The organism is Halomonas sp. MMSF_3323, assembly GCF_030733595.1.
GTDB lineage: Bacteria > Pseudomonadota > Gammaproteobacteria > Pseudomonadales > Halomonadaceae > Halomonas > Halomonas litopenaei.
On sequence record NZ_JASHIT010000005.1, the window covers coordinates 73,111 to 96,358 of the forward strand.

At 63.7% G+C, this 23,248-nt stretch carries 23 protein-coding genes and 3 tRNA genes; 10 read left to right on the forward strand and 16 right to left on the reverse strand.

Annotated features, from left to right (window positions below; translation table 11 throughout):
- The first annotated feature begins 403 nt into the window (after positions 1-403).
- From RBB39_RS03565 to RBB39_RS03580, 4 genes are all read left to right on the forward strand, one after another.
- The gene (locus RBB39_RS03565) at positions 404-2,263 is read left to right on the forward strand and encodes a DUF4231 domain-containing protein (protein ID WP_045995037.1); all 1,860 of its coding nucleotides are present in this window, start codon (positions 404-406) and stop codon (positions 2,261-2,263) included.
- Between the two features lie 359 nt (positions 2,264-2,622).
- The gene (locus tag RBB39_RS03570) at positions 2,623-3,450 is read left to right on the forward strand and encodes a hypothetical protein (protein ID WP_045994185.1); all 828 of its coding nucleotides are present in this window, start codon (positions 2,623-2,625) and stop codon (positions 3,448-3,450) included.
- Between the two features lie 51 nt (positions 3,451-3,501).
- Positions 3,502-4,974, forward strand: coding sequence for a type IV secretory system conjugative DNA transfer family protein (locus RBB39_RS03575; RefSeq protein ID WP_045994186.1), 1,473 nt, complete (start codon positions 3,502-3,504; stop codon positions 4,972-4,974).
- Between the two features lie 22 nt (positions 4,975-4,996).
- On the forward strand, positions 4,997-10,423 hold the full coding sequence (locus tag RBB39_RS03580; protein WP_306168795.1) for an ankyrin repeat domain-containing protein: 5,427 nt from the start codon (positions 4,997-4,999) through the stop codon (positions 10,421-10,423).
- Between the two features lie 14 nt (positions 10,424-10,437).
- Here RBB39_RS03580 and RBB39_RS03585 read toward each other — a convergent pair whose 3' ends face one another.
- Positions 10,438-11,187, reverse strand: coding sequence for a hypothetical protein (locus RBB39_RS03585; protein WP_052704470.1), 750 nt, complete (start codon positions 11,185-11,187; stop codon positions 10,438-10,440).
- Between the two features lie 537 nt (positions 11,188-11,724).
- On the opposite strand from RBB39_RS03585, the gene RBB39_RS03590 reads away from it, so the two are divergent.
- The 6 genes from RBB39_RS03590 to RBB39_RS03615 all read left to right on the forward strand — a co-directional run bounded on the left by RBB39_RS03590 (position 11,725) and on the right by RBB39_RS03615 (position 15,376).
- Entirely contained in the window at positions 11,725-12,369 is a 645-nt protein-coding gene (locus RBB39_RS03590; protein ID WP_045994188.1) for a response regulator, read from the forward strand.
- 112 nt (positions 12,370-12,481) lie between these two features.
- On the forward strand, positions 12,482-14,296 hold the full coding sequence (uvrC, locus tag RBB39_RS03595; protein ID WP_045994189.1) for an excinuclease ABC subunit UvrC: 1,815 nt from the start codon (positions 12,482-12,484) through the stop codon (positions 14,294-14,296).
- A 94-nt stretch (positions 14,297-14,390) separates the two neighbouring features.
- Positions 14,391-14,939 (forward strand): CDP-diacylglycerol--glycerol-3-phosphate 3-phosphatidyltransferase, encoded by a 549-nt coding sequence (gene pgsA / locus RBB39_RS03600; protein WP_045994190.1) that lies wholly within the window; start codon positions 14,391-14,393, stop codon positions 14,937-14,939.
- A 92-nt stretch (positions 14,940-15,031) separates the two neighbouring features.
- Positions 15,032-15,106: transfer RNA gene (locus RBB39_RS03605), tRNA-Gly, on the forward strand.
- Positions 15,107-15,131: 25 nt separating this feature from the next.
- Positions 15,132-15,205 (forward strand) — tRNA-Cys (locus tag RBB39_RS03610).
- An 84-nt stretch (positions 15,206-15,289) separates the two neighbouring features.
- Positions 15,290-15,376, forward strand: a tRNA-Leu gene (locus RBB39_RS03615).
- A gap of 6 nt (positions 15,377-15,382) precedes the next feature.
- Here the strand turns inward: RBB39_RS03615 and RBB39_RS03620 are convergent.
- From RBB39_RS03620 to RBB39_RS03690, 15 genes are all read right to left on the reverse strand, one after another.
- Positions 15,383-16,225, reverse strand: a complete 843-nt coding sequence (locus RBB39_RS03620; protein WP_306168796.1) for a site-specific integrase — start codon at positions 16,223-16,225, stop codon at positions 15,383-15,385.
- 50 nt (positions 16,226-16,275) lie between these two features.
- Positions 16,276-16,599 (reverse strand): helix-turn-helix domain-containing protein, encoded by a 324-nt coding sequence (locus RBB39_RS03625; protein ID WP_162816551.1) that lies wholly within the window; start codon positions 16,597-16,599, stop codon positions 16,276-16,278.
- A 62-nt stretch (positions 16,600-16,661) separates the two neighbouring features.
- Complete coding sequence (locus RBB39_RS22730; protein WP_222516441.1) at positions 16,662-16,934, reverse strand: metalloregulator ArsR/SmtB family transcription factor; 273 nt, start codon at positions 16,932-16,934, stop codon at positions 16,662-16,664.
- Between the two features lie 139 nt (positions 16,935-17,073).
- The gene (locus RBB39_RS03635; protein ID WP_306168798.1) at positions 17,074-17,361 is read right to left on the reverse strand and encodes a hypothetical protein; all 288 of its coding nucleotides are present in this window, start codon (positions 17,359-17,361) and stop codon (positions 17,074-17,076) included.
- Positions 17,354-17,755, reverse strand: a complete 402-nt coding sequence (locus tag RBB39_RS03640) for a hypothetical protein (protein WP_306168799.1) — start codon at positions 17,753-17,755, stop codon at positions 17,354-17,356. Before RBB39_RS03640 ends, RBB39_RS03635 begins: the two co-directional genes overlap by 8 nt.
- Positions 17,756-17,849: 94 nt before the next feature.
- Positions 17,850-18,068, reverse strand: a complete 219-nt coding sequence (locus RBB39_RS03645; RefSeq protein ID WP_306168800.1) for a hypothetical protein — start codon at positions 18,066-18,068, stop codon at positions 17,850-17,852.
- Entirely contained in the window at positions 18,065-18,310 is a 246-nt protein-coding gene (locus RBB39_RS03650; protein WP_306168801.1) for a hypothetical protein, read from the reverse strand. The genes RBB39_RS03645 and RBB39_RS03650 overlap by 4 nt, the downstream gene beginning before the upstream one ends.
- Entirely contained in the window at positions 18,298-18,420 is a 123-nt protein-coding gene (locus tag RBB39_RS03655) for a hypothetical protein (RefSeq protein WP_306168802.1), read from the reverse strand. The genes RBB39_RS03650 and RBB39_RS03655 overlap by 13 nt, the downstream gene beginning before the upstream one ends.
- Before the next feature lie 673 nt (positions 18,421-19,093).
- Positions 19,094-20,155: a hypothetical protein gene (locus tag RBB39_RS03660; RefSeq protein ID WP_306168803.1), complete on the reverse strand. Its 1,062-nt coding sequence runs from the start codon at positions 20,153-20,155 to the stop codon at positions 19,094-19,096.
- A gap of 9 nt (positions 20,156-20,164) precedes the next feature.
- Entirely contained in the window at positions 20,165-20,809 is a 645-nt protein-coding gene (locus tag RBB39_RS03665; protein ID WP_108448726.1) for a lambda exonuclease family protein, read from the reverse strand.
- The gene (locus RBB39_RS03670) at positions 20,797-21,726 is read right to left on the reverse strand and encodes a recombinase RecT (protein ID WP_045993464.1); all 930 of its coding nucleotides are present in this window, start codon (positions 21,724-21,726) and stop codon (positions 20,797-20,799) included. The genes RBB39_RS03665 and RBB39_RS03670 overlap by 13 nt, the downstream gene beginning before the upstream one ends.
- Positions 21,727-21,794: 68 nt before the next feature.
- Entirely contained in the window at positions 21,795-21,941 is a 147-nt protein-coding gene (locus RBB39_RS03675; protein ID WP_156088608.1) for a hypothetical protein, read from the reverse strand.
- 10 nt (positions 21,942-21,951) lie between these two features.
- Positions 21,952-22,209 (reverse strand): hypothetical protein, encoded by a 258-nt coding sequence (locus tag RBB39_RS03680; RefSeq protein WP_306168804.1) that lies wholly within the window; start codon positions 22,207-22,209, stop codon positions 21,952-21,954.
- A complete protein-coding gene (locus RBB39_RS03685; protein WP_213226952.1) occupies positions 22,206-22,349 on the reverse strand; it encodes a hypothetical protein in 144 nt (47 codons plus the stop codon). The genes RBB39_RS03680 and RBB39_RS03685 overlap by 4 nt, the downstream gene beginning before the upstream one ends.
- Positions 22,350-22,542: 193 nt before the next feature.
- Positions 22,543-22,710: a hypothetical protein gene (locus tag RBB39_RS03690; protein WP_213226956.1), complete on the reverse strand. Its 168-nt coding sequence runs from the start codon at positions 22,708-22,710 to the stop codon at positions 22,543-22,545.
- Positions 22,711-23,248: the final 538 nt, after the last annotated feature.

Sequence of the window (23,248 nt, forward strand, 5' to 3'; positions counted from 1 at the left end):
GCAAGGTGGATGCACGCAATCGAATCGACAGGCTCCATGCCTGGGCGACTGTATACGTGTCATACCACCGAGACTGAATCTAGTTGTCCCCACTGGCCCATGCAAGGAAGTGACGACGAGACTTTGGTCGATGCTCCACCAACGTCGGCCATGACGAGGTGCCAGTGCAAGGGGGCTTTGCAGGCGTGTGCGGAAGATCATGGCGCCTACCCACAGGACCTGGGACTTATCCTGCATCGCCCTGACATCACCGGCCTGAGCCTGGTCCCGCAGACGCTCGCCCTGGACGCCAGCAGCCTGCCGTCAGACTGGCTGGCCGGCGAAACGAGGCGACCTCACCTATGCTCCAGTAAGCCACGACGCGATCCCCAGAGGATCCCTTCGACGAGCCCGGAGACACGCCGTGACCGACAATGCCTATCTTGCCCCTCGACTCACCCTGCGCGTGGGCGTGACCGGGCACCGCCCCAAGGACCTGGCGGAGGCCGACCATGATGCGCTGGGCAAGGCGGCCCAGGACATACTCGAACGCCTCGCCACCGATACGCGCCGGCTGGGAGAACAGGCCGAACCCGGCCTCTATGCCGATGAGCCTGCCTGCATGCGACTGGCCAGCGCCATCGCCGAGGGAGCCGACCGGCTGGTCGCCGAGGCGGCGGCCTCACGTGGCTACGAGATCAACCTGATCCTGCCCTTTCGACGTCGGCAATACGCCGACGACTTCGACGGCGACGCCCTGGCCGACTACTGGCGCTGGTTCGAACATCCGGCGGTGACCAGCTGTACCGAACTCGACCTCGGCGAGCCCGGCGATCAGCGGGAAGCCGGCTACGAGGCGGCCGGCCATCTAGTGCTGGCGCATTCCGACGTATTGCTGGCGGTATGGGACGGCAAGCCCTCACGAGGGCGTGGAGGTACCGCCGAGATCATCGACGAGGCACGCCTGCGTGGCCTGATCACACTGTGGCTCGACCTGCAGGGCCAGTTGCACCTGTGGGTCCCCCGAGAGCACGTCGTCGAGCCCCTGGACGACGGCGACTGGAAAGCCCTGACGCCAGGTGACATCAGCCAGCTACTGAACGACCGACTCGAGCAGCTGCTGTTGCTGGGCCGCGGCCCCGACGACGCCAGCTGCCCGCTCAAGGGCCTTGGCGACTTTGCCCGCCAGACCCCACGGCCGCGCACCCGTCACTGTGTTCATGAGTGGCTGCGTGCCCTGCTGGTGCGCGACGTACCCTTCGCCGCATCGGTCGACCTAGGGCTTGAACGTGAACGCAGCGGAGCCTGGAAGGAAACACTCAGAGCCGCACACCATCTTGGCGGTGATAGCTACGAGGCGACTCTGGACCAGCGTCTGCGACAACGCTGGATCGCCGCAGACAATCGCGCCATCGACTACGCTCACCGCTTTCGCAGCGCCTACACCACCAACTTCCTGCTGGCAGCGCTCGCCGTGCTGGTGGGTCTGCTGGCGGTGCTGGCGTGGGACAGCAAGGGCGTCAAGGCGCTGCTGGTCAGCATGGAGCTTGCGATCATCGCCGGCATCCTACTCATCACCTGGCTCGGGCGTCGTGGGCAGTGGCAGAGCCGCTGGCTGGCCTACCGCAGCCTGGCCGAGGCGATCCGACCGGCACGACTATCGCTGCTGATCGGTACCTCACCCGTCGGCGCCGCCGAGCCGCCGGTGGACAACGGTCGCTTCGACTGGATTCCCTGGTACGTGCGCTGCTCACTGCGGGAAATCGGCCCACCCGACGCCGTCGTCTCCGGTGATAGCCTCAGGCGGGCCCTGGACGTGGCCCTGCACGAAGAGATCGACGGCCAGATCGGCTATCACCAAAAAACCGCCGAGCGCCTGGAGACTCAGGACGATCGCCTCGAGTACCTGGCGAAGGGGGCGCTCTGGCTGACGCTGGCCAGTGGCGTCCTGTACCTGGTGTGCTATCTGGTCTACCTCAACGGTCCGGCACTTCCGGCGGAGCTCTACAAGCCCGTAGCCACCCTGCTCGGCGGCTTTCTGCCGGTGCTGGGCGCGGCCATCTTCGGCATCCGCGCCACCGGCGATCTACGCGCCGCCGCTCAGCAGTCCCGGCGCATGAGTCAACGCCTGAAGCGCCTGGGCAGCAAGCTGACCTCTCGCCTGAACACACCGGAGCGCCCCGTGGTCCGTCGTCTGCTCGGTCAGCTGCAACTGACGATGGCCGACGACCTCAAGGTCTGGAGCATGATCTACAGCGAGCGGGAACTGGTGCCCGGATTCTAGGGCTTGTCTGAAAAGTGCCTGCACTCGGTAATACGGCGTTAAAATCGGCTGGTGCGCCAGCCCGGTCAAAATGCTCATTTACACCCCGTAAACTGCGCTTTCTCACCGATTTTTGCCTTGTCTAACCTTCGCTCGTCGACTTTTCGGACAGCGCCTAGGCCCGTCGGAAAAGTACCTGCTGACCTGGCCGCCTTGAACACGGGATTCATGATCGAGAGACACCAGATTTTTGCCGCTCTGATTGGCGCCGAAGCCGTTGCCAAGACGACAGCGGCTATCTAGGGTGAAGACAGCCCCCCGGCCCCTGCTGCACCACCGGGGCTTCTGAAGCGGTAGCCCCAATACAGGCGGAGGCCTGCATGGACCGAGATCGCTGGGAGACATTTCTCGAGAAGCACCTCACGCCTGCAGACCAGGCCTTTCCCAGCGTGCCGCCCGTCCCGGGGGACTGGAAGACGCTGTCCCCCGAGGACAGTCTGCCGCTGTTGCTGGACCTGACCCAGGCCCAGCTCGCCGACGATATCCGGCCCACCTGCGAGTGCTTTACCGCCCTGGCGATCCGCGCCATGCCACTGTTGTGCTATCGCCGCCATCTGCTCTGCGACGTCCTGCTGGAGACCGAAGAAGGCCCCGGCCTGTTCGCCTTCATCTATGGCCAGAGCGGTGTCTGGCCGCTGGACCTGACCAGCAAGGCGCTGTTTCGACTGAACAGTGTCTATGGCGATCCTGCCACTTCCCCAGCCGCGGCGCTGGAATACCTGCACCTGTTCACCGGGTTCATCATCGGAGGTGCCGAGAGCGGCCGTTTTCGTGTGCTGGAATCCGCCGACTATTTTCCCTGGGTCGATGCCGATCCGCCGCCTCAGGCGCTCGATGCGGTCCGTCAGGCGCTGTCCAAGGTAAGCTATCCCCCCCGTGTGGTATGCGCCAACGACGAAGCCGACGCGCCAGCCCCCATGACCTTGCACAGCGGGGATCTGGCTGAACAGCGCTCCCTCAACAGCGACGTCGACAGTCCGGTCGTCGCCTGGCACATCCAGGTACCGGTGGTCTACGGGCGCTCGCTGTGGGACTGCGACTTCACGGTGCTGCGCGACGGCGAGGTCCACATGGAGGAGGACCGCACCCTGCTCGACGATCTGCCGCTGCGACTGGAACGCTTTATCGGCGCGGTGCGCCTGCCCTGAATCAGCTTACCTGCGCTGAGCCCCCTTGCCTGCCCACGAGGACCCCACACCATGACCCTGGTACCGGATGATTCGCCTCTGCCCCCTCGTCGCCTGCCGTCATCGGTGGAGGGGGACGGTCTGCTGGTGGGCTGGTCGCTGGAGCAGGGTCAGCCTCATCAGCCGTTCGGTTTCCGCATCGGTGCGCCAAGCACCAACGCGAACCAGGAGCAGCTCGATCCGATCCTGTTCGAGGGCAGCGGCCATCTGATGACCATTGCCCCCACCGGCTCGGGCAAGGGAACCGGCTGCATCATCCCCACCCTGCTGCGTTATCCGGGGCCGGTGATCGTGGTCGACCCCAAGGGCGAGAATGCGGCGGTGACCGCCCGTCGCCGCCGCCAGATGGGCCACAGGGTCATCGTGCTCGACCCCATGGGCATCACCGACCTGCCGGCAGATCGGCTGGACCCCACCGACATCGTCATCCCCAATTCACGCACCGAGCTCGATGACATCGCCATGCTGTCGGAGCTGATGATGGAGTCACACGGCTTCGACGGCCGTGACCGCTTCTGGCTGCAGCGCGCCCAGCAGGTGCTCAATGGTCTGCTGCTCTACCTGATCCGCAGCCAGCCGGAACAGCGCAAGGGGCTGCTCGGCAAGCTACGCAAGATGGTCAGCCAGGATACCGAAGAGCTGGCCAAGCTGGCCGAGCGCATGCGCCAGATGCAGGATCCGGACCTGGAAGCCACCGCCGCCAGTCTGACTCTGCCGGCCGAGACCACCCTGGCCGGCTACATGGCCTTCGCCCAGAACAGTCTCGGCTTCCTGCGCGGTGAAGCGGTACTGGAGGCTACCCAGGACTCCACCTTTTCGCTGGACGACGTCACCCGCGGGGAACTGTTATCGATCTACCTGGTGATTCCCCCCGAGAAGCTCGAATCCCACGGCCGCCTGCTGAGACTGTGGATCGGCGTACTGATCGCGGCGGTGGTGCGCCGACGCCGGGCGCCAGCGCTGCGTACCCTGTTCCTGCTCGACGAGGCACCCCAGCTCGGTCCTCTGCCGCAGCTGCGACAGGCCATCACCCTGCTGCGCGGCTACGGCCTGCAGACCTGGAGCTTCTGGCAGGACATGAGCCAGTTGCGACAGCTGTATCCCCAGGACTGGCAGACCATGCTCAACAACTGTCGGGTGGTGCAGTCCTTTGGCGTACCCAACATGAACGCGGCGATGGACCTGGCGACCCTGACCGGCTTCCCGCGCCCGGAGGAGCTGCTCGACCTGGATTTCGACGAGATGCTTTTGCTGATCGCCGGCGACGAGGCACGCCTGGCCAGGCGACCGGAATACCGCAGCGACCCGCTGTTTCGTGGCCAGTTCGACCGCAACCCCTTGCACGACAGCAGCCGAGAGATCATGCCCCAGGCGCTGCGTCCGCAACGTCGTCTGCGCAGAGTCAGTCCGGCACGGCCCAAGCCTACGCCACCACCGGTGGTCGATCCTGCCTTCCTGGATCGACTGCTGGCGCAGTGGGCCTGACGCCCGGGACAGGACCCAGCCCATGAGCGACGTCTCCCGCGAGCCCCCGAACGCCACAGCGACCGACCTCCCCCCTCCCGGGACAGCCGGTTCATCCGGTTCATCTGGAAACACCTTTCCGTCGCTGGAACACCCCAGCATCTTTCTTGCGTCACCCGGTGACGTGGCCTACCTGCGCCGCGCCTGCAGGGACGAGATCGAGACGCTGCATCACCAGGCCGCCGACGATCACGGCCTTCGGCTCTACGCCTGGGAGGTCGATACCGCCGAAGACGGTTTCGATGATGCGGTGCCGGCCCAGCAGCAGATTCCCCACCCCTCGGATCCCCTCTGCAGAGGGGTGATCTGCCTTTTCGGTGAAAAGGTCGGTAGCCCTCTGGCAAGCCATCACCCCATCGATGACCTGCGGGTCCTCGATCCCATGAAGCCCGACGACGGCGGCGATACCCCAGGCTTGGTGATTCCCTGGGACAACGCCTGGGCCGACCGTGGTGGATTCGCCCTTACCGGTTCCACCTTTGAACTGCTGGCCACCCTGGCCTACCGCGAGCGACAGCGTCAGGAGGCATCGGCCGGATCTCGCCCACTGCCACTGCTGCTGTGTCTGGTCGGGCCGAGGGACCTGCTGGACACCACCGAGCCACTGAAAGCCGCCTGGGGCAACTATCGTCACTTTCATGAATGCCAGGACAAGTGCGGAACGGATTCGGCCTGCATCACCAGGCGACTGGAAGACCGCACCCAGCAGCTCAAGCAACTGATCAATCTGGTGGCCTTCGTGCAACGTCGCGGCCACGTCATTCGTGTCATCGATTCTCAGGACGCCTTTATCGGTGAATTGCGACGTTTCATGGAGCGGGACCTGAACCTGGCCCTGACGGCGTCGGACCGAGACCCCTTCAAGGGTCTGGAGTCCTACGACGTCGGGGACCACGCGCTTTTCTGCGGGCGCTCCGACCAGCGAAGCACCTTGAGAGAGGAACTCAAGCAGCGCTGGAACCAGCAGGACCGGGTCCCCGTGGTCTGGGTCGAGGGCGGAAGCGGCTCGGGCAAGTCGTCGTTCCTGCGTGCCGGCATCATCGGTGCCCTGGTAGCGGACAGCGCCGATCATCGCTGCCTTGATTGCATATTGCGCCCTTCCGACCTGGCCCCGGATAGCCGAGCCACGGACGCAGCAAGCGGCGACAGATGCGTGCTGACAATGCTCTTCGACGCCATCGTGAAACGCCTGGAAGGCGCCGGCTGGTGCGATGAACCAACTGCCAGGCGAGCTCGCCGTCTGCTGGGAAGGACGTCAACGGACCTGCGTATCGAAGCCCTGAACGAGGAGTTGTGTCTGCTGCTGGACGCCGCCACCACGCGCCTGGCTCGACCTCCTCGTCTGCTGCTGGGGTTCGACCAGTTCGAGGAGATCGTCGACGCTCTGTATGGCGAACAGCAGGAAGCCGAGTTCTGGGATCCGCTGGTGCAGTGGCTCCACGCGGCCCATTCATGCCGCGCCCTGGCCCCGCGTCTGGGCATCTTTGTCACCCTCCAGGGAAACCGTCAGGAGCTGGTGGAGCGCGACAGTCTGCTCAACGAACTCCATGCCACTGGCCAGGTAACGAGGATGTCGTTTCCTCCTGACAACAGTCTCGACGAAATTATTCGCAAGCCCTTTCGGCTGACCGGACGCCTGGCCATCAGCGACGCCCTGGTGGCCCGGCTCAAGGACAATATGCAGCGGATTCGCGGCCATCATGGTCGAGGCGACGCCCAGGACAGCCTGCTGCCGCTGTTGTCACTGGCGCTGCGCAATCTCTACGAGCACGGCCTGCGGCTCGCCGAAGAAGCCACCATCGCTGACTCGGCGTCCCTGGGTGACGCTATCACCACGAGCTTTGGCCGCAGTGGGGACCGCCAGGCCGACGACGACACCCAAGAGCTCGGCACCAGCGCCAGAGCAGGTTTCACCGAGAGCGCGTCTGGCTCCGAGGCCTTCCAGACCACCGGTCACCTTCGTACCCCCGACGGGGGCGACCGCCAGCGGGAGCCCCCCCTGTGGGTACTGGACACCGCCAACGCCGAGGGCCACGACAGTATCGAAGGCGCCATCACCCAACTCGCCAATGAGGCCTTCGAGCAGGCCAAGGCGGCGTCCGGCGCACTGTGGTCGGATAGCGTCGTCGGTGACCTGCTGCGTCGCCTGGTGGATTGGCGCCAGGTCGGCGAAAAGCATTTTACGCTACCCGCCACGGTCTTCCCCGCGGCGGATGCCACAGACGCCTTTCAATTGGCCCGGGCGTTGCGCGAGCGGCGCCTGCTGATCGATGAACGCCACGGGCGTGTCCGCCTGGTCCACGAAGCGGTACTCCACCACTGGCCCCAGGCCAGCGAGTGGCTGGAACGGGAGCGCCCGGTACGCGAATGCGTCCGCCAACTGGTGGGGGAAGCCGAGCACTGTCTTGCCAGCCCGCCGGACGCCGCGCGCTGGAACGCCTATCGCCTGCTCTACCTGGATCGCGCGGCCCGGGTGCTGGCGATCTGGCATGATGTGCTCGGCGAAGGCCCGCCAACGACCAAGGAGCTTGCCCGCCTGCGGGAGTTCTGCCTCACCCTGCTGCTGCTGGAAGCCGATCCTGCAGCGGTGGTCACCCAGAGCCCTCGCAAGCCGACACACCTGATCCTGGCCACCTTCTACCAGCGCGCCGATATCATCGCGGCAATGGTGGCCAGAAGGCCCGAGGCGGTCGATCTACCGCGCAAGGATGGCCGCACCGCGACCTTCTGGGCGGTCTGGAAAAACCGCCACGACCTGTTGCAACCGCTGCTGGCGGCCGGTGCCGATCCTGACCACACCGATGAGGACCACTGGCGCCCCGTACACCTGGCGGCACAGGCAGGAGCCGTCGACTGCCTGCAGCGTCTGGTGGAAGCAGGGGCCAGCCTGGACGCACAGCAAGCGCCCCACGGCCAGACACCGATGCACCTGGCCGCGCTCGCCGGCCAGCACAGGGTGCTCGACTACCTGATACAGCAACGCGGCCAGAGCCCCGACCTCACCAACGCCAACCGTCAGACCCCGCTGGAACAGGCGATCGCCAACGATCGAGCCGACACCATCAGCCACCTGATTGCCCTCGGGGCTGACCCGGCAGCCCCCCATCAGACGCACTGGAGCTATCTGCACTTCGCCGCCCGCGGCAATCATGTGAAGGCCGCCGAGGCGCTGGTGGCCCAAGGACTCGAGATCGACGCCAGGTTGGCCAACGACGCCACGCCGTTGCACCTGGCCGCCTACAATGATCATCCGGAAATAGCCCGCTGGCTGATTGAACGCGGCGCCGACCTCGGTGCCCTCGCGCTCGCCGCGGACTGGGGCAAGGAAAGCAGCGCCCGGGAACGGCAGGATGCCTGGCGCAAGGAAGGCGCAAAGGGAGTCCCGTCAGGCAAGCTCGGCGACTTCGAACACACCCCCTTGCACATCGCCGCCGCCCGCGGAGCCACCAGGGTGGCCGAGCTGTTGCTCGAGCACGGGGCCGATCCCGCCGCGGCGATCGGCGACGGCCGCACAGCGCTGCACCTGGCCGCCGAGCACGGCCACCCGGATACCCTGGCCCTGCTCTGCCATACAACTGCCACACTCGACGCCAGAGACCATCGAGAAGACACCAAGGCAGAGCAACCGATCCATCAGACCGCGCTGCAGGCATCGGTGACCGGTGGTCATGTCGCCTGTGCCGAGGTACTGCTACGCGCCGGCAGCGACCCGAACACCCAATTGCACTGGCCTGGTCGCAGCCCCTTTGCCGGCTGGAACCTGGTGCACCTGTGCGCCGATCAGGGACATGCCGAGCCAATCAGGCTGCTGGCTCGCCACGGGGCCGACATGCAGGCCACCACCCCGGATGGCCGCACGGCGCTTCACCTGGCCGCCCTGGCCAATCGAGCCGAGGTCGTCACGGCATTGCTGGATCTCGGCGGCGTATCGGTGGATGTCCTCGACAAGCACGCCATGAGCGCCCTGCAGCTCGCCTGCCTCAAGGGCGCGAGCGAGGCGGCCAAGGTCCTGCTCATCGGGCAGGGGGTCATCGAGCAGGCGGACATCGAGCAGGCAACCGAGCCAGGCGTTGCCACAAGAGAAAGCGCCAAGGCGCCCCTAGCCCCCACTCTGCTCCACCTGGCCTGTGTCGGCGGCGCGCTGGACCTGGTCGAGACGCTTATCATGGCGGGGGCAGACTGTGACGCCAGCGACGCCGAGGGCTGGCACCCTCTGCACCTGGCCGTACAGTTCAATCACCAAACCCTGGTCGAACGGCTTGTAGCCGCCGGCGCAGAGGTCGATGCCTGCGCAGAACAGCCAGGCGTCACCGCCTTGCAACTGGCCGCCGAAGGCGGTTACAAGGACATCGCTATCGTGCTGGCAGACGCCGGAGCCGATATTGACATGGCCACTCGTGACCGCGATGCACCGGTGCTGATCGCGCTGTCACTAGGCCAGTTTCCACTGGCGCTGGCCTTGATTCAGCGAAACGCCGATGCGGCCATGCGAACTCGCGACGGACGCAGCGTCGCCCAGGTATACGCTGAACGTCTGACCCGGACATGCACTCGCGACGACGCTGGACGCGCCCTCGAGGACGGCCCGGTGGCCGACCCCAGGATACTTGCCTGGCTCGAAGGCGCGGGTCAGTCCACCGCGGTTAACGAGAAAGCGGTGGCGGCCTTGCGCGCCCCTGCGGCGGATGGGGACCAGGAACAGTGCGCAGGCACCTCGCCCAACGACATGGACCCCGATCCAGCGATTGCCCGCGGCGCTCTCGCCCCGACCCTGGAAGGCAACCCCTGGCAGTACCCCTGGCGGCGCTGCAGGCCGGCATTTGTCGAGTCCCACTGGCCCTGCGGCAGCCGTATTGATGGAAAGCATCTCGCCGACAACAGACTGGTGGCCGACGCCTGCCGACTGCCCTGGTACCCCGACGCCACCCTGATACGCCTGCAACATCCCGACTGGATGCAGGGCCTGGCGCTGTACTTCGTCGAGGAAGGTGCGGCTGGGGTCCACGCGCCGCGCCCGCTGACCCGGCTGACCGGTACTGCACCGCCGATCCACGAGTTGAACGCTCGCCAGCCGATCCAGCTTTGCGCCGCCAATGCGCTCGGCTACCTGCGCTTCTTCTGCTTCTTCGTCAGGGGGCCGGACGGTCCCTTCTATATTGTCGATTCGCTCGAGGATCCGCTGCTCCCGGTCCATCCCGATATTCAGGCCATCGTCGCCGGAAGCTGTCACGCGCCGCGCCAGGACCCGGCCGATGACGAAGACGTCTATCGCTACCTGGCGACGCTCTACTATGCCGACGCCTTTTTTCTCGCCCGCTTCATGCTGAGCGCCAGCGGCAACATCGAGATGCTCGATGACGAACCCATCGCTGCCGGATTGCCCGAGCGCATCCACGCGCCGCTGGACTGACCAAGCTACGGACGTCAGGACGACGGAACCGAAGAGGCGGTGGCATCTGAACCGCCCCCGGCCATCAGCCGCGATTCGCTCATCGCCAGCGCTTCGGCGATTCGCTCGCCCCCTAGCGGGCCCTTCCTCGAGCGCCAGTACGCCAGAATCTGCGGGAACTGATTGAAGCAAAGCCCCTGTTGACTGACGACCCGCCGATCCAGCGGAAAAAGGCGCAAGCCTTGCTGCATCAGGCCGTCCGCTCGCCCCTCTCCCCTCGCTCTCAGCAACTCGACCAGGGTCAGTGGATCGTCGCTACCGAAGCGTTCTCTGGCGGCGGCTCGCGCCTCCATCACACGCTCCAGCAGGACGCGTGCTCGCAGTTGCAGCCGCCTGTCGAGGCGCGCAGCAAAAATGACGGGGGCCAGCCGATTGAGGTCCGCCTGGGTCACGCCGGGCAGCCACACCAGTACACCGGAACGCATGGAAGGCACCAGATCCAGGCGATTCACCTGATCACAGAACAGACAGGCCGTCACGATATCATCGACATTGCGACTGTCAGTCCCCAGGGTCACCGCCTGCTGATACTTGGCGCTGCGAAAGCCACAAAAGCGACAACGGTAGTCGTCCCTGGCCCAGACCGCTTCGCGCGCGCCTGGCGGGGTGCAAGGTATCCCCGTGCAACGATAGCCAAGGACGTCATAGGCGCTGGTGGGACGCGCCAGGCGAAAACGCAACTTGTCGGCGAGCAGGGAGTCTTGTTCAGACAGGGGACAGGACATGGCGCAACCTTGGCCAGACTGGCCATCCAGAGGACTCGATCGGGACACGGGGCCGCACTACGCAGCCAGTGCGCACCAGATCAAGGCGTGTCGTGGACGCAATCGTGCTTTCATTGACGCCGGTCAAGTTCAGCATAGCCTGCCGGCGCGTCCGCATGACGGTTTCGCCCGTCCATCGCCATGGTCTCGCCTTGGCGGCGCCCGGTTCACGCCTACGACACTGCACACCCGCCCTGCGGCTGGTAACATGAAATGACGCGACAGGCGGCATCACATCAAGCCAACCTAGACGTTGGGGCTCATGCAGCAGTCCCGGGCGACAAGCGCCCGATACCGCGGCGCGCCGCTATCAGAGATATAGCACACTATCAATGCAGCTATGCTGAAAACGCCGTCGCCCCCCGGAGACCCAATTCCCCTTAGGATAAATTTGTGACAGTCTACTGCGAATCATCATGAGAAGACCCCGCAATGAGCATTGGCTCGCCTCGGTCAAATCCATGATCCCAGTTTTCACCTTTTCCAGGAGTATCGGCATTGATCAGGGTTCTTGTCGCTGACGATCATCACCTGGTACGCACCAGCATCGTTCATCTGCTCAATGCAGAGAAGGACATCAATGTCGTCGGGGAAGCCGCGGACGGAGAAGAGGCCATTGCTCAGACTCGCCGCCTCAATCCCGACGTGGTGGTGATGGACATTCGCATGCCGGGCATCGGCGGGCTCGAGGCCACTCGCAAGATCCGCCGACTGACCTCGGACATCCGTATTCTTGTGCTGACGGCCTTTATCGAGGAAGCCTTTGCCCAGCGGCTGCTGGAGGCCGGTGCCCACGGCTTCATCAGCAAGGGTTCCCAGCACGACGAGATGGTCAAGGCCATCCGCGCGGTGTTCGCCGGACAGCGCTTCGTCAGCCCGGAGATCGCTCAACGGCTGGTACTGTCGCGCATCGACCACGAGGAAAATCCGTTCGATCAGTTGTCCCAGCGCGAGCTTCAGGTCGCGATGATGATCGTCAACGCCCAACGCGTCGCCGACATCGCCGATCGCATGTTCCTGAGCCCGAAGACGGTCAACACCTACCGCTATCGCATCTTCGAAAAGCTCGGCGTCAATTCCGATGTCGCCCTGACCCACCTGGGGCTGCGGCATGGGCTTGTCGAAGGCTTCAAGGAAGACTAGAAGCCAGCCTGAGGCTCTTACCCAATGTGCCGTCGGGGACGATACGTCCCCCGCCAGGCTCTGGTAGCATGAGCTCCCTGACGTGATGTGACAGGGTGAGCCTTACCAGACCATGACCTTCGATGCCCGACGCTTTCTCGAGACCGTCAGCGAATCACCCGGTATCTACCGGATGTTCGATGACCAGTCCAATACCCTCTATATCGGCAAGGCTCGTCGCCTGAAGGCTCGCCTGGCGAGCTATTTCCGCGGCGCACTCAATACCAAGACTCAGGCGCTGGTCGCTCGCATCCACGACATCCAGGTCACGGTGACCAACAGCGAGACCGAGGCGCTGCTGCTCGAACAGACCCTGATAAAGCAGCTCAGACCGCCCTACAACATCCTGTTGCGTGACGACAAGTCCTACCCCTTCGTGTTTGTCACCGACCGTCATCCCTTCCCGGCTCTGGAACACAAGCGCGCACGGACCCGCCACGATGACGGCCGCTATTTCGGGCCCTATCCCTCCAGCGGCGCCGTGCGCGAAACGCTATCACTGATGCAGAAGGTGTTCCGTATCCGCAACTGCGAGGACGGCGTCTTCGCACACCGCACCCGGCCCTGCCTGCAGTATCAGATTCAGCGCTGCAGCGCCCCCTGCGTGGGCTACATCAGCGAAGAAGACTACCGCCGCGATATCGAACACGCCATCCAGTGCCTGGAAGGACGCAGCGAATCGGTCAGCCAGGAGCTGACCCGCGACATGGAGGCCGCAAGCCAGGCCCTCGACTTCGAGGAAGCGGCACGTCTGCGCGACCAGTTGCAGGATCTGCGCCGTCTGCAGCAGCGCCAGGTGGTGGATACCGGCAGCGGAGACGCCGACGCCTTTGCCCTGGCCTCCCAGCCGGGTGCCCTGTGCATCTCGGTGCTGTCGATTCGTCAGGGGCGTCTGCTGGGGGCGCGGCACTACAGCCCCGCCAACAGCCTCGATCTCGGGGAGCCGGAACTGCTGGGTGACTTCGTCAGCCAGTACTACCTCGGACAGGCCCGGGAGATCCCCACTGAAGTGCTGACCAGCCACGCCGTACCCGACGCCGAACTGATCGCCCGGGCGCTGAGCGAGCATGCCGGACGCCGGGTACGCATGACCGACAAGGTCCGCGGTCACCGCGCCCAGTGGCGTGAACTCGCCCGCACCAACGCCGAGCAGCAACTGGCCGGCCAACTGGCCAACCAGACCCAGCTCGCCAAACGTTTCGAAGATCTTCGCCAGGCACTCGAGCTCGACGAGACGCCGCAACGGCTCGAATGCTTCGATATCAGTCACAGCCACGGCGAGGCCACGGTGGCATCCTGCGTCGTGTTCGACCAGGACGGCCCGCGCAAGAGCGACTATCGGCGTTTCAACATCAAGGGAGTCGCCGCCGGCGATGACTACGCAGCGATGCAGCAGGCGCTGACTCGTCGCTTCAAGCGCTTCAACGAAGGGGAAGGCGTGTTACCCGACATCCTGGTCGTGGACGGCGGCAAGGGCCAGTTGAACATGGCGCGGGAGGTGCTCGCCGAGCTCGCCATCAACGGCGTGATCCTGCTCGGGGTGGCCAAGGGCACCACCCGCAAGGCTGGCCTCGAGACCCTCTTTGTCGAGACCGTGGATCGCTCTCTGGCGCTGCCACCGACCTCGCCGGGTCTTCACCTTATCCAGCACATCCGCGACGAATCGCACCGTTTCGCTATCGCCGGCCACCGTGCCAAGCGAGACAAGGCCAGGCGCACCTCGACACTTCAGGATATCCCCGGCGTCGGCCCCAAACGCCGACGTGAACTGCTGCGCTTCTTCGGCGGACTCCAGGGCATCAAGCAGGCCACCCGCGATGAACTGGCTCGGGTCCCCGGCATCAGCGCCACCATGGCAGACACAATTCATCGTGCCCTGCATGGATGAGTTGAGGTATCACGGATAGAATGAACCACTTTGACGGGCGCCAACGTCGTCCGTCGCTTCTTGTCGCCCCCCTCCAGCAAGGACAGCGGTATCGATGAACATTCCCAATATTCTGACCCTGGCACGCATCGTCTTCATCCCCCTGCTGGTGGTGCTGTTCTACCTGCCCTTCGAATACAGCATGCTGACCGCCGCCGCCCTGTTCGGCCTGGCCTCCATCACCGACTGGCTGGATGGCTATCTGGCGCGCAGGTGGGACCAGTCGACGCCATTTGGCGCCTTCCTCGACCCGGTGGCGGACAAGCTGATGGTGGCAGTGGCGCTGGCACTGCTGATCGAGCGCTACGACGCCGCCTGGCTGACGTTGCCGGCGCTGGTGATCATCGGCCGCGAGATCGTCATCTCGGCACTGCGCGAGTGGATGGCGGAGATGGGTAAGCGCGGTTCGGTCGCGGTGTCCTGGATCGGCAAGGTAAAGACCACCCTGCAGATGGTCGCCCTGCTGCTGCTGCTGGCCTTCCCTCCCGGCCACCTGATCGCCGAACTGGGCGTTGTCACCCTGTACGCCGCCGCCATACTGACGCTGTGGTCGATGATCCAGTACCTGCGGGCCGCCTGGCCGCACCTGAGCCGCTCACTGTAGGCAGCGCTCTGGCGATCCGGGGCCTATTCGAAAATCCAGGGAAAAGCGTTTGACAGTCACCGACTTATCCGTATAATACGTCCTCGAGTCAGGCGGGAATAGCTCAGTGGTAGAGCACAACCTTGCCAAGGTTGGGGTCGCGAGTTCGAATCTCGTTTCCCGCTCCATCATCAGACGATGGATGACTCATGAGGCTGGATGGCAGAGTGGTTATGCAGCGGACTGCAACTCCGTGTACGCCGGTTCGATTCCGACTCCAGCCTCCATTTTTCCTTTCAGGTGTGCCCCGCTTCCTAGAAGCCGTGTCCGATCCCTTCGGACCCTATCGCCTTACCTCTGGCGACGTTCCTGCCCGGATGGCGAAATTGGTAGACGCAAGGGACTTAAAATCCCTCGGTGGCAACACCGTGCCGGTTCGAGCCCGGCTCCGGGCACCAATAGTTTCAATGCCTTACGCTACCTAATCCCTCGACGCCCTCCTCCCTGGTCGCAATTTGGTCGCAAAGCTTCGGCAACCTGCCAGCCACTTGATCCAGACGCGAGTCGAACATATGTGCGTAGCGGCTGGTCACCACCAAGCTGCTGTGGCCAAGTAGCGCCTGCACCGTCGTCATCACTTCCCCCGCCTCAGCCAGCAGGCTGGCGTAGGTGTGGCGAAGGTCATGAAAGCGCAGATCATCACGCTTTATAGCCCGCCGGGCAGCTTCAAATGCTTTCCGCAATTGATGAGCGTCAGATGCAAACGGCAGGTTGGCCACCAATGCCGCACCATCCTCCGGCAGCGGCACAACCCTGGCCTTGCCACTCTTGGTCTGCCCTGGTCGCAACACGATGCGACCACCCTGGATGTTGCCAGGGTCCAGCGCCAGGAGTTCGCCGCGGCGCAGCCCCGTCAAAGCAGCCAGTGTGATGATTCGCCGCTCCTCCGGATACTCTTCCGGCACAGCCTCAACCAAACGCCGAATATCCCCTGCGGTCAGGTAGACGTGGCGCTCGTTTTTCGGGGTAGGCTTGCGCAGCTTGCCGTCCAGCGGCTGATCCAGCCAATCCCACTCCCGATACGCCAGGCTCAGCACTCGCTTGACCACCTGGGTCCGGTTATTGATTGTGCTTTGGCTGAGCCGCTTCCTGCGCATATCTTTCTGCATCGACCGGGCGGCATCCAACACCTCTTGACCAAGAAGCACGTCTTGCGCGTTCTCGTCGAACCAGCGGGCGACTGCACGAATGCTCGCGCCCTGGCTGTTCGTGTCGTACTCGTCGACCCAGCGCAGAAGACCCTCCATGAAGGTCCTCCTCTCCTGCCGACCCATGAGGCCGTTGAATTGAGCCTCGTTTAGTTCAGCCTCTCGCTTCGTGGCGAACTGCCTTGCTTCCTTTTCCGTGATAAACGTTCGCTGATATCTGCCGCGCTCACCCGACTCGGTGACGACCCACCTGTTCCGAGATGCGCGGTATCGAACCGTGATACCCATTTTTGCTGCTCCTCTCGTGAGGGGCCGCGCTTGCAGCTCTCAATGTAAGCGTCGACCGCCTCTCGCTCAAACCGTACGTTGCCGCCCAGGGCGACATAGCCAATCAGGTGCTTGATCGCGTAGACCTTGCGCTCACTGATGGCCAAGAGTTCCGCCACCTCGCTCGGCGGCATCAGGGGTGTCATGATCAAGCTCTCCTTCAGGGCAAAAGAAAGCCGCCTCGGTGGGCGGCATGATGATCGGCAGTTCACTGGCGGTATCGTCGCCGCCATTCAAGGAAGTCGCGTAAACAAGGTTCATCTGCAAGGCGGTAGTACACGGTACGGCCTGACCGATCCGCCTTTACAAGACCTGCTTCGCGCATTTTGGTGAGATGCTTGCTGGTCTGATTCTGGGTCAGAGATAGCACCTCAGAAATCCTAGACACACAGATCGGATCGAATTTTTGGACTACATTAAGAATTTCGGCACGAGTAGGGAAAGCGGCTAGATACAGTAGCTCGTCGACATCGAAGGACATGAATGGCTTCCAGTTTTTGCGTTTCACCTACTATACCCCGCAACCCTTGCTCGGGTGGGCACAATGATGCTCACCAGGCTCACTCTGTTTTCCACGGGCGCCGCTGAACCTATACCTGGCATACCAGGAACCGCACCAGCTAAGGCTCATCGCCTCCTCCCGGCTTCGGCGCCGCTGCGATCATGTCGCAGTAGATCCCCTCGACATGGCACCCTGCTTCCGAAGCAATCTGGCCTGACTCTGCCATCTCCCGCGTCGGCTCCACCGGCACGCACTGCCAGGGCTCGTCCGGCGTCGGGATGCGCGGGCCGATCTCGGCGAAACAGTCTTCGTCGACCCCGGCAAAGTCCACTCCGTTCCAGTGCCATGCTACCCAGTTCTCATAGGAATGCTCTTTCACCCAGTACCACCCGGCCTGCCTACTCATCGCCACCTCCCTCGGCCTGTTGGCTAGAGGCGTAGGAACGCACTCCAGAAGCCTCATCCGTGTAGCCGTTGCTCTCCATGTGCTTGGCCAGCTCCCTCAGCGCCTCCGCCTTCACCCTGGCATCGCGGCGGGCGAGACTTTGGGAGAATCTGGCGTCCAGTGCGTCGTTCAACTCACGAAGCTCGTCGGGGGTGGGGCTGAATCCCTCCTCATGCACCTGAACGCACGCCTCAGCCGCACAGTGAAGTCGATCAACATGTGCCGCCAGTGCGTCACGCTCATCTCCGATGGAGGACAAGTCGGCAGACATCCACTTAGCCATGTCCTCGAAAGCATCCCTCTCGGCTTCCACCTGCTCCAGCCGCTGCTGTAGCGCTTCAATCGAACTACTCATACCCTTCTCCTCTGCTCTCTGTACGCCCGCCTCGCCTCTCGCAGGACCAGCGCCCCGCCGGCCATGATCAGCAGGCCGAGAATGATGGCCGCGATCATGTCGCCACCAGGATGATCTTCTTCTCGGGGCCGCAGTGCGACACGTACTCCCAGGCATCCTTCGGCTCATAGACACCTGCCTCTGCTTCATCGCCGGTATAGCCGCGACCAGCGGGTCTCCACCACATATGCCATTCGCCGGACCAGATCCGCACTTGGTCGAATCGCCCCAGCTTCTCGGGGTGCTTCTTGAGGTGCTGCTGTGTCAGCTTCATCCCGCCTTCCTCCATGCCGGTATCCCGTCGAGCGTGCCGTCGCGCTGGATCCGCCCGTGCTCGTGCCACTGCCGGATCGCCTCTTGGGCTGCCTCCGGCGCTTTCACCAACCGGTACTGGCCCATCACGGCACCGAGGCCCGCCGCCACGTGCCGGGCGCTGAAGCGCACCGGCAGTCCTTCCCTCACCCTGATCTCCTGCTGCACGGACACCAGGCCGCGCAGTCTGTTTACTCGCTGCATACCCACTCCCTCCACATCTGATCGGCCAGCGCCTGCTCGACAGCTCTGGCGCCGACCTCGCCCAATACCTCGATGTCTTCGATCCACTCGGCCCACTCGGCTGGTGTCATGCTGGCCTCCACGAAAAAGCCCCGGCGCGTGCCGAGGCTGGAAAGAAATTGCCGCTTCACGTGCGGCACCCGGCCCGCCCTGCCGCCTACTGCTGTGCAGTGAACTCGCCCGCGCTCAGCACGGGTGGAGCTGAGGAGGCGGCGGCCAGCGGGCTGACTCCGTTTTGAGACACGGTGGCCTGGCCTCGGCTCCGGTCATTGGCGCCACCGGGCACGGCGCGCTTATTCATGCCGCCCGCTTGATCCGCAGGCGCATTCGATATGCATTGCTGGCTTGGCGACGGGCCGCGTTAACGCGGGCCTGAAACTGGACCGAAGCGGGCATCTGCTTGACCCGGTTGTTAATGCTGGAGTAGCTGGTCGATATGCCCTGCCGCTGCAAATGGCTGACGACCTGCCGAATGGACATGCACTGGACGTCGATGCAGTCCTGCACTGTCTGTCGATTTCGGACCAATCTCGCCGACGCCACGCGCCGCGACGACGGGGATCAGTAAAGCCGCTGCGCTTGGCCAAGCCATGGACCTGGTCTCGCCCAAGCCCCAACTCTGATGCGATGTCCTTGTAGGTGGCACCCTCATCGAGACGACGCTTCACGTACTGTTTTTCTGTGGTCTTCCATTGGTGTTGTTCCATACCGCCTCCCACAAAAAAGGCCCCGGTGTGGGGCCTGTCAGTAGTTGATGGTGATACTGGGTATCTGCCCTTTCGCAATGAGCGTGATAGCCGTCTTGGCGCAGTCCTCCGGCATCCCACCGTCAATCATGGCCTCAAGGGCGGCGCGGTTGATGCGGGCGCGATGCTCCTTGTCGGCCTGGCGTCGGGCCAACTCATCTTGCTGGCGACGCTCCTCGGCCAGGCGCTCCTCCTCGCGACGGCGGTGCTCGTCTTCGATGCGCTGACGCTCTGCTTCTGCTTCCCGGCGCTGGCGTTCGATTGCTGCCTGGTGCTCGCGCTCACGCTGCTCTGCTGCCGCCTTGGCTTCGGCTTCTCGGCGAGCGACCGCGTCACGCTCTGCCTGGGCGGCCGCCTCGGCTTCACGGCGCGCCCGTTCTTCTGCCTCTCGGGCAATGCGTTCCTCGCGCTCCTTCTGCTCGCGCTCTGCCGCTTCTTGGCGAAGGCGTTCAAGCTCGGCCTGCTCTGCTTCTCGCTTTTGGTGTTCAGCGAACGCAGCCTTCAAGGTCGCCATCGCGTCGGCTTTTGCTCTGTGGGCCTCTGCCTCGTATTCTTCCCATGACTCGTCAATCACAACCTTTTCTTCTAGCTCTCGGAAGAGCAGGCCATACGGCTGGGGCTCGCCGCCGATAAGGCCCATCGCGCAATCCCTGATATGCCGGATTCCGGCTTCGTGCTTCTCCTTGCGCGCCTCCTCGGCGGCCTCCCACTCGTTCAGCGGCCCACGCGCTTCGTCGCGCCATGCGTCCAGCTGGTCACGCCACCGCTTCCGTTCTGCGTCGATGGTCTTTGGCAATTGCTTGAGGTCGGCCACCAGCTCCTTGCCAATATTGTCGATTGCAGTCTTGCTGCGGGCTATCTTGTGCGCCATGGAGGCGTAGGCTTGTCGTCCCTTTGCGGTATCCAGGGTGGGCGGTTCGGCGAGAAAAGCGTCCAGCTCCTCGCGGATCGTTGCCAGGTATGGGTCCAAGCCCTTATCAGTCTTGAACACCTCAAGCGCCGTCTCTTTGGACGGCACGGTGACCAGCTCTGTTGATTCTTTCTCAGCTACTGCGGTCATGCTCTCCTCCTACGCTGCCTTGCTTCGCAGCAGTTGTTCGTATTCATCCACCATCGACTTGAAGGCCACCAGGTCCTCCTCGAGCTGGCCGATGTACTCGTCGTCACGCTCGAACTCCTTGAACCAGAGCTGCTTGCCGATCGGCTCCAGTGCCGGGCAATACAGGCCGATGTGCCACCACTTTCTCCCTGTGATCCACATGCCGCCTTGTACTTGATCCACGACCGTGCTGATGTCGTTGTCGATGTGGAATGCGCGCAGCTTGTCCGGCGCCACAAAGCACTTGTATTCGCTGCCACCGTCGGGGTCGATCAGGCCGTCAGCCGAGGCGCCGAAGAACCCGCAATCAGTGGTGACGAACCCTGCATGCTGAACAATCAGCCCGGTGGCCATCTCGTGTTCCATCCGCGCCATTGGCTCGAGTTCGTGCCCGCGCTTCATCGCCCAGGTCTCGAATCCTTCGTCGAGCGGCTGCCCGCTGATCCGCTCGATTGCGAGGCGGAACGCATAGTCCCGCGCCTTCTCAGTAGGCTGACCCTTCTTTGGGCCGCTCTTGAGCCTGGCGCGCGCAGCCTCGAACATGCTGGCGGTAATGCAACCAGCTCGTGCCAGGTGCCAATCTGCGCTGCCCTGATCGCACTCTATGATTCGCATTGGGCCTCTCCTTCGATGGTATTGGCCTCAGCCTGCTTGAGCGCTTCACCGCGCTTCTCGACCGCTGCCTTGAATTCGCTATAGGCCGCCATGTCTCTGGCCTTCTTGATGTCCGCCAGGCCGGCTTGCCATACCTCAGCCAATCGCTCAGTGCTCTCGGCCTTGGTAGCCTGCTCCACCCAACGCTGACCGAGCCCCTCGTCTCGCTGCGGGCCATCCGCCGCCAAGCCTTCGTTGCCCTCGGTATTGAGGTGGTGGATCGCTTGCTCGAGCTGCTCTGTCTTGGGCCAGTATTTGTAGGCCCTCTTCACGCACGTCTTCTTTGCCATCTCCCCCCAGTCGGTAACCCAGGGGCACGACTTGCCTTTGGACTGATAGGCCTTCCAAGCGCTCGAGCGATCACGAATGGCGTTTACCTCGTCCGCACTCATGGTCTCTGTGAGGTAGTCGCCGTCCGACGTTTTGACGACGACGTAGACGCCGACCACGTCGCCGCGGTCCTTGGCGAACGGGTTGAAGCTGTGAAGCGGCGGGCGATCCATGCCCTGCAAGGCGAAGTTGTCGTTGGCCAGCACCAGTTCGGCCTGCGCCCACCGGATGGCGCCGGTGGCCATAGCCAGGTCCATCAGCCCGATGTAGCTGATGTCGAGACAAATCTTGCCGTCTCGCGGCACCAGATAGGCTTGCTTTTTCGCCGGGTTGAGGCTGATGCCGATGGCAGCGATATTGGTCACCGCATTCACCACCGACTGACGATTCCCCATGGCCACCTTGACCATGTAGTCGTTCGCCTGGATTGTCTGAACGGCGAAACCCGCCTCTCTCTCGAAGCTGAGGCCCGGCTCACTCAGCACCGCGGCGAACGAGTCTCGGGTGTCGTAGATGTCCTGCCGGATAGTGGCTACTGCGTTGCTCATTGCGCTACCCTCTCCTCGATACTATTGGTATCCGCCCCAGTCCGACCGCCATCGGCTGGGGCTTCTCGTCAGTCAACCCCGTGATGGATTGCCCCTGTGGACTGGATCATCGACCGCATGGCGTCATACCCGTGGCGGTGTCCGAATTCCCGGTCAATCGGCTGGCTGCTACAGCCGGCCAGGGCCAGGGCGGTGATCAAGATCAGTGCTCGCATGCTTCCCTCCTCATGCTGCCCAGGCGCCCCGCTTCTCGTGGTATTCGCTGAGCAGCCGGTCGTAGTCGTCGTCGGTCAATTTCCGCTCGAGCCATGCCGCCGGAAAACCGCGGCGGTCGAGGATGTCGAACTCGAATTCCTCCGGCTCGTCGGGATCGCAATCGCCGTATCCCCAGCCGGTGGTGCGCATCGGTGCCCCGGGGCTGTAGAGCGTCACGTCACACAGGCACGGGATGCCATGCACGCGTGTATGGAAGGTGAAGCTCATGCCGCCGCCCTCCTCCGGTAGTGCTGGTCCAGGGCGATCTCGATCGCTCGATTGACCTCCGAGCCGCCCCGATAACCGTTGCTCAGGAACACCTCGGCAACGGCCATGATCAGACCGTCCATAGATAACTGGTCAGCCATCAGGGCCTCTTTGATCGCGTCATCGACCGGGTGCGCCCCCGGCTCTCGGCCAGCGTCTCGCAGGGCCTCAATGTCCCTCGAGTGTTTGCTCCATCCACTCGTGCACATACCTACCTCCTGCCGCACCAAGCGGCGCCGATGAATGCCAGGGCGTAGAGAAGGGCCGCCACCGCGACCCAGCAAGAATCCGGTGTCATGCCCTACCCCTCGTGCAGATCCACCCCAGCAGGCCAGCCAGGCCGCCCAGGGCAGTGAAGAAAGCGAAAAACGAGCCCATCACGGTGATGGCGATGGTCTCGTTCGATGCGTCAGGGGGCAGCATGCTGACCGCCCAGACGGCGAACTCGCGGATTGGATTCATGTGCTGCCCTCCTTGAATGGGCCCCAAAAAAAGCCCGCACGATGGCGGGCAAATGCAGGGAACAGATGGTGATGCGGATGCATCGGGGAAGACTGTGAGTGATGGCGGCCCACAACGGGCGACCTCCCAACTCCATGGTTAGGTGCGCTAAGCCTCACGTCTGGCAACTGCTCCAGGGGCAGCGCTACCCCTGGGTTATTGCCAATCGCTACGCAACCGATCACCGCACTCGCGAAATGCCGGGCCGTCGGTTAACACTGCGCCACGCCATCACTCACAACCCTCTCCGATGGGCAGATATTCTCAGCCTCTGCCGGGGCGCTGGGCCCAACTGACGCATGGGATCGCGTGGTGGTCACTTGGCAATCAGGCGGCAAAGACGCCGATGGATAACCTCTGATCGAGGTAGGTCACTCCAATGGAAGCCAGGATCAACGCATCGTCCAGACTCATCATGAACTGGACGCTCTGAGGGGTAGCGGCTCTTGATGATGGCTCGCGCTTCAGCCTCAACTGCCGAACGTCGCGTCAGATAGCG

Coding starts and splice junctions, on each gene's coding strand:
- pgsA (WP_045994190.1), top strand. CDS start 14,391: ATGAACATTCCCAATATTCTGACCCTGGCACGCATCGTCTTCATCCCC.
- RBB39_RS03655 (WP_306168802.1), bottom strand. CDS start 18,420: ATGACACCAGCCGAGTGGGCCGAGTGGATCGAAGACATCGAGGTATTG.
- RBB39_RS03685 (WP_213226952.1), bottom strand. CDS start 22,349: ATGGCTGACCAGTTATCTATGGACGGTCTGATCATGGCCGTTGCCGAG.
- RBB39_RS03660 (WP_306168803.1), bottom strand. CDS start 20,155: ATGACCGCAGTAGCTGAGAAAGAATCAACAGAGCTGGTCACCGTGCCG.
- RBB39_RS22730 (WP_222516441.1), bottom strand. CDS start 16,934: ATGTCCTTCGATGTCGACGAGCTACTGTATCTAGCCGCTTTCCCTACT.
- uvrC (WP_045994189.1), top strand. CDS start 12,482: ATGACCTTCGATGCCCGACGCTTTCTCGAGACCGTCAGCGAATCACCC.
- RBB39_RS03645 (WP_306168800.1), bottom strand. CDS start 18,068: ATGAAGCTGACACAGCAGCACCTCAAGAAGCACCCCGAGAAGCTGGGG.
- RBB39_RS03625 (WP_162816551.1), bottom strand. CDS start 16,599: ATGACACCCCTGATGCCGCCGAGCGAGGTGGCGGAACTCTTGGCCATC.
- RBB39_RS03670 (WP_045993464.1), bottom strand. CDS start 21,726: ATGAGCAACGCAGTAGCCACTATCCGGCAGGACATCTACGACACCCGA.
- RBB39_RS03650 (WP_306168801.1), bottom strand. CDS start 18,310: ATGCAGCGAGTAAACAGACTGCGCGGCCTGGTGTCCGTGCAGCAGGAG.
- RBB39_RS03620 (WP_306168796.1), bottom strand. CDS start 16,225: ATGGAGGGTCTTCTGCGCTGGGTCGACGAGTACGACACGAACAGCCAG.
- RBB39_RS03635 (WP_306168798.1), bottom strand. CDS start 17,361: ATGAGTAGGCAGGCCGGGTGGTACTGGGTGAAAGAGCATTCCTATGAG.
- RBB39_RS03575 (WP_045994186.1), top strand. CDS start 3,502: ATGACCCTGGTACCGGATGATTCGCCTCTGCCCCCTCGTCGCCTGCCG.
- RBB39_RS03690 (WP_213226956.1), bottom strand. CDS start 22,710: ATGAATCCAATCCGCGAGTTCGCCGTCTGGGCGGTCAGCATGCTGCCC.
- RBB39_RS03570 (WP_045994185.1), top strand. CDS start 2,623: ATGGACCGAGATCGCTGGGAGACATTTCTCGAGAAGCACCTCACGCCT.
- RBB39_RS03640 (WP_306168799.1), bottom strand. CDS start 17,755: ATGAGTAGTTCGATTGAAGCGCTACAGCAGCGGCTGGAGCAGGTGGAA.
- RBB39_RS03580 (WP_306168795.1), top strand. CDS start 4,997: ATGAGCGACGTCTCCCGCGAGCCCCCGAACGCCACAGCGACCGACCTC.
- RBB39_RS03675 (WP_156088608.1), bottom strand. CDS start 21,941: ATGCGAGCACTGATCTTGATCACCGCCCTGGCCCTGGCCGGCTGTAGC.
- RBB39_RS03680 (WP_306168804.1), bottom strand. CDS start 22,209: ATGAGCTTCACCTTCCATACACGCGTGCATGGCATCCCGTGCCTGTGT.
- RBB39_RS03585 (WP_052704470.1), bottom strand. CDS start 11,187: ATGTCCTGTCCCCTGTCTGAACAAGACTCCCTGCTCGCCGACAAGTTG.
- RBB39_RS03665 (WP_108448726.1), bottom strand. CDS start 20,809: ATGCGAATCATAGAGTGCGATCAGGGCAGCGCAGATTGGCACCTGGCA.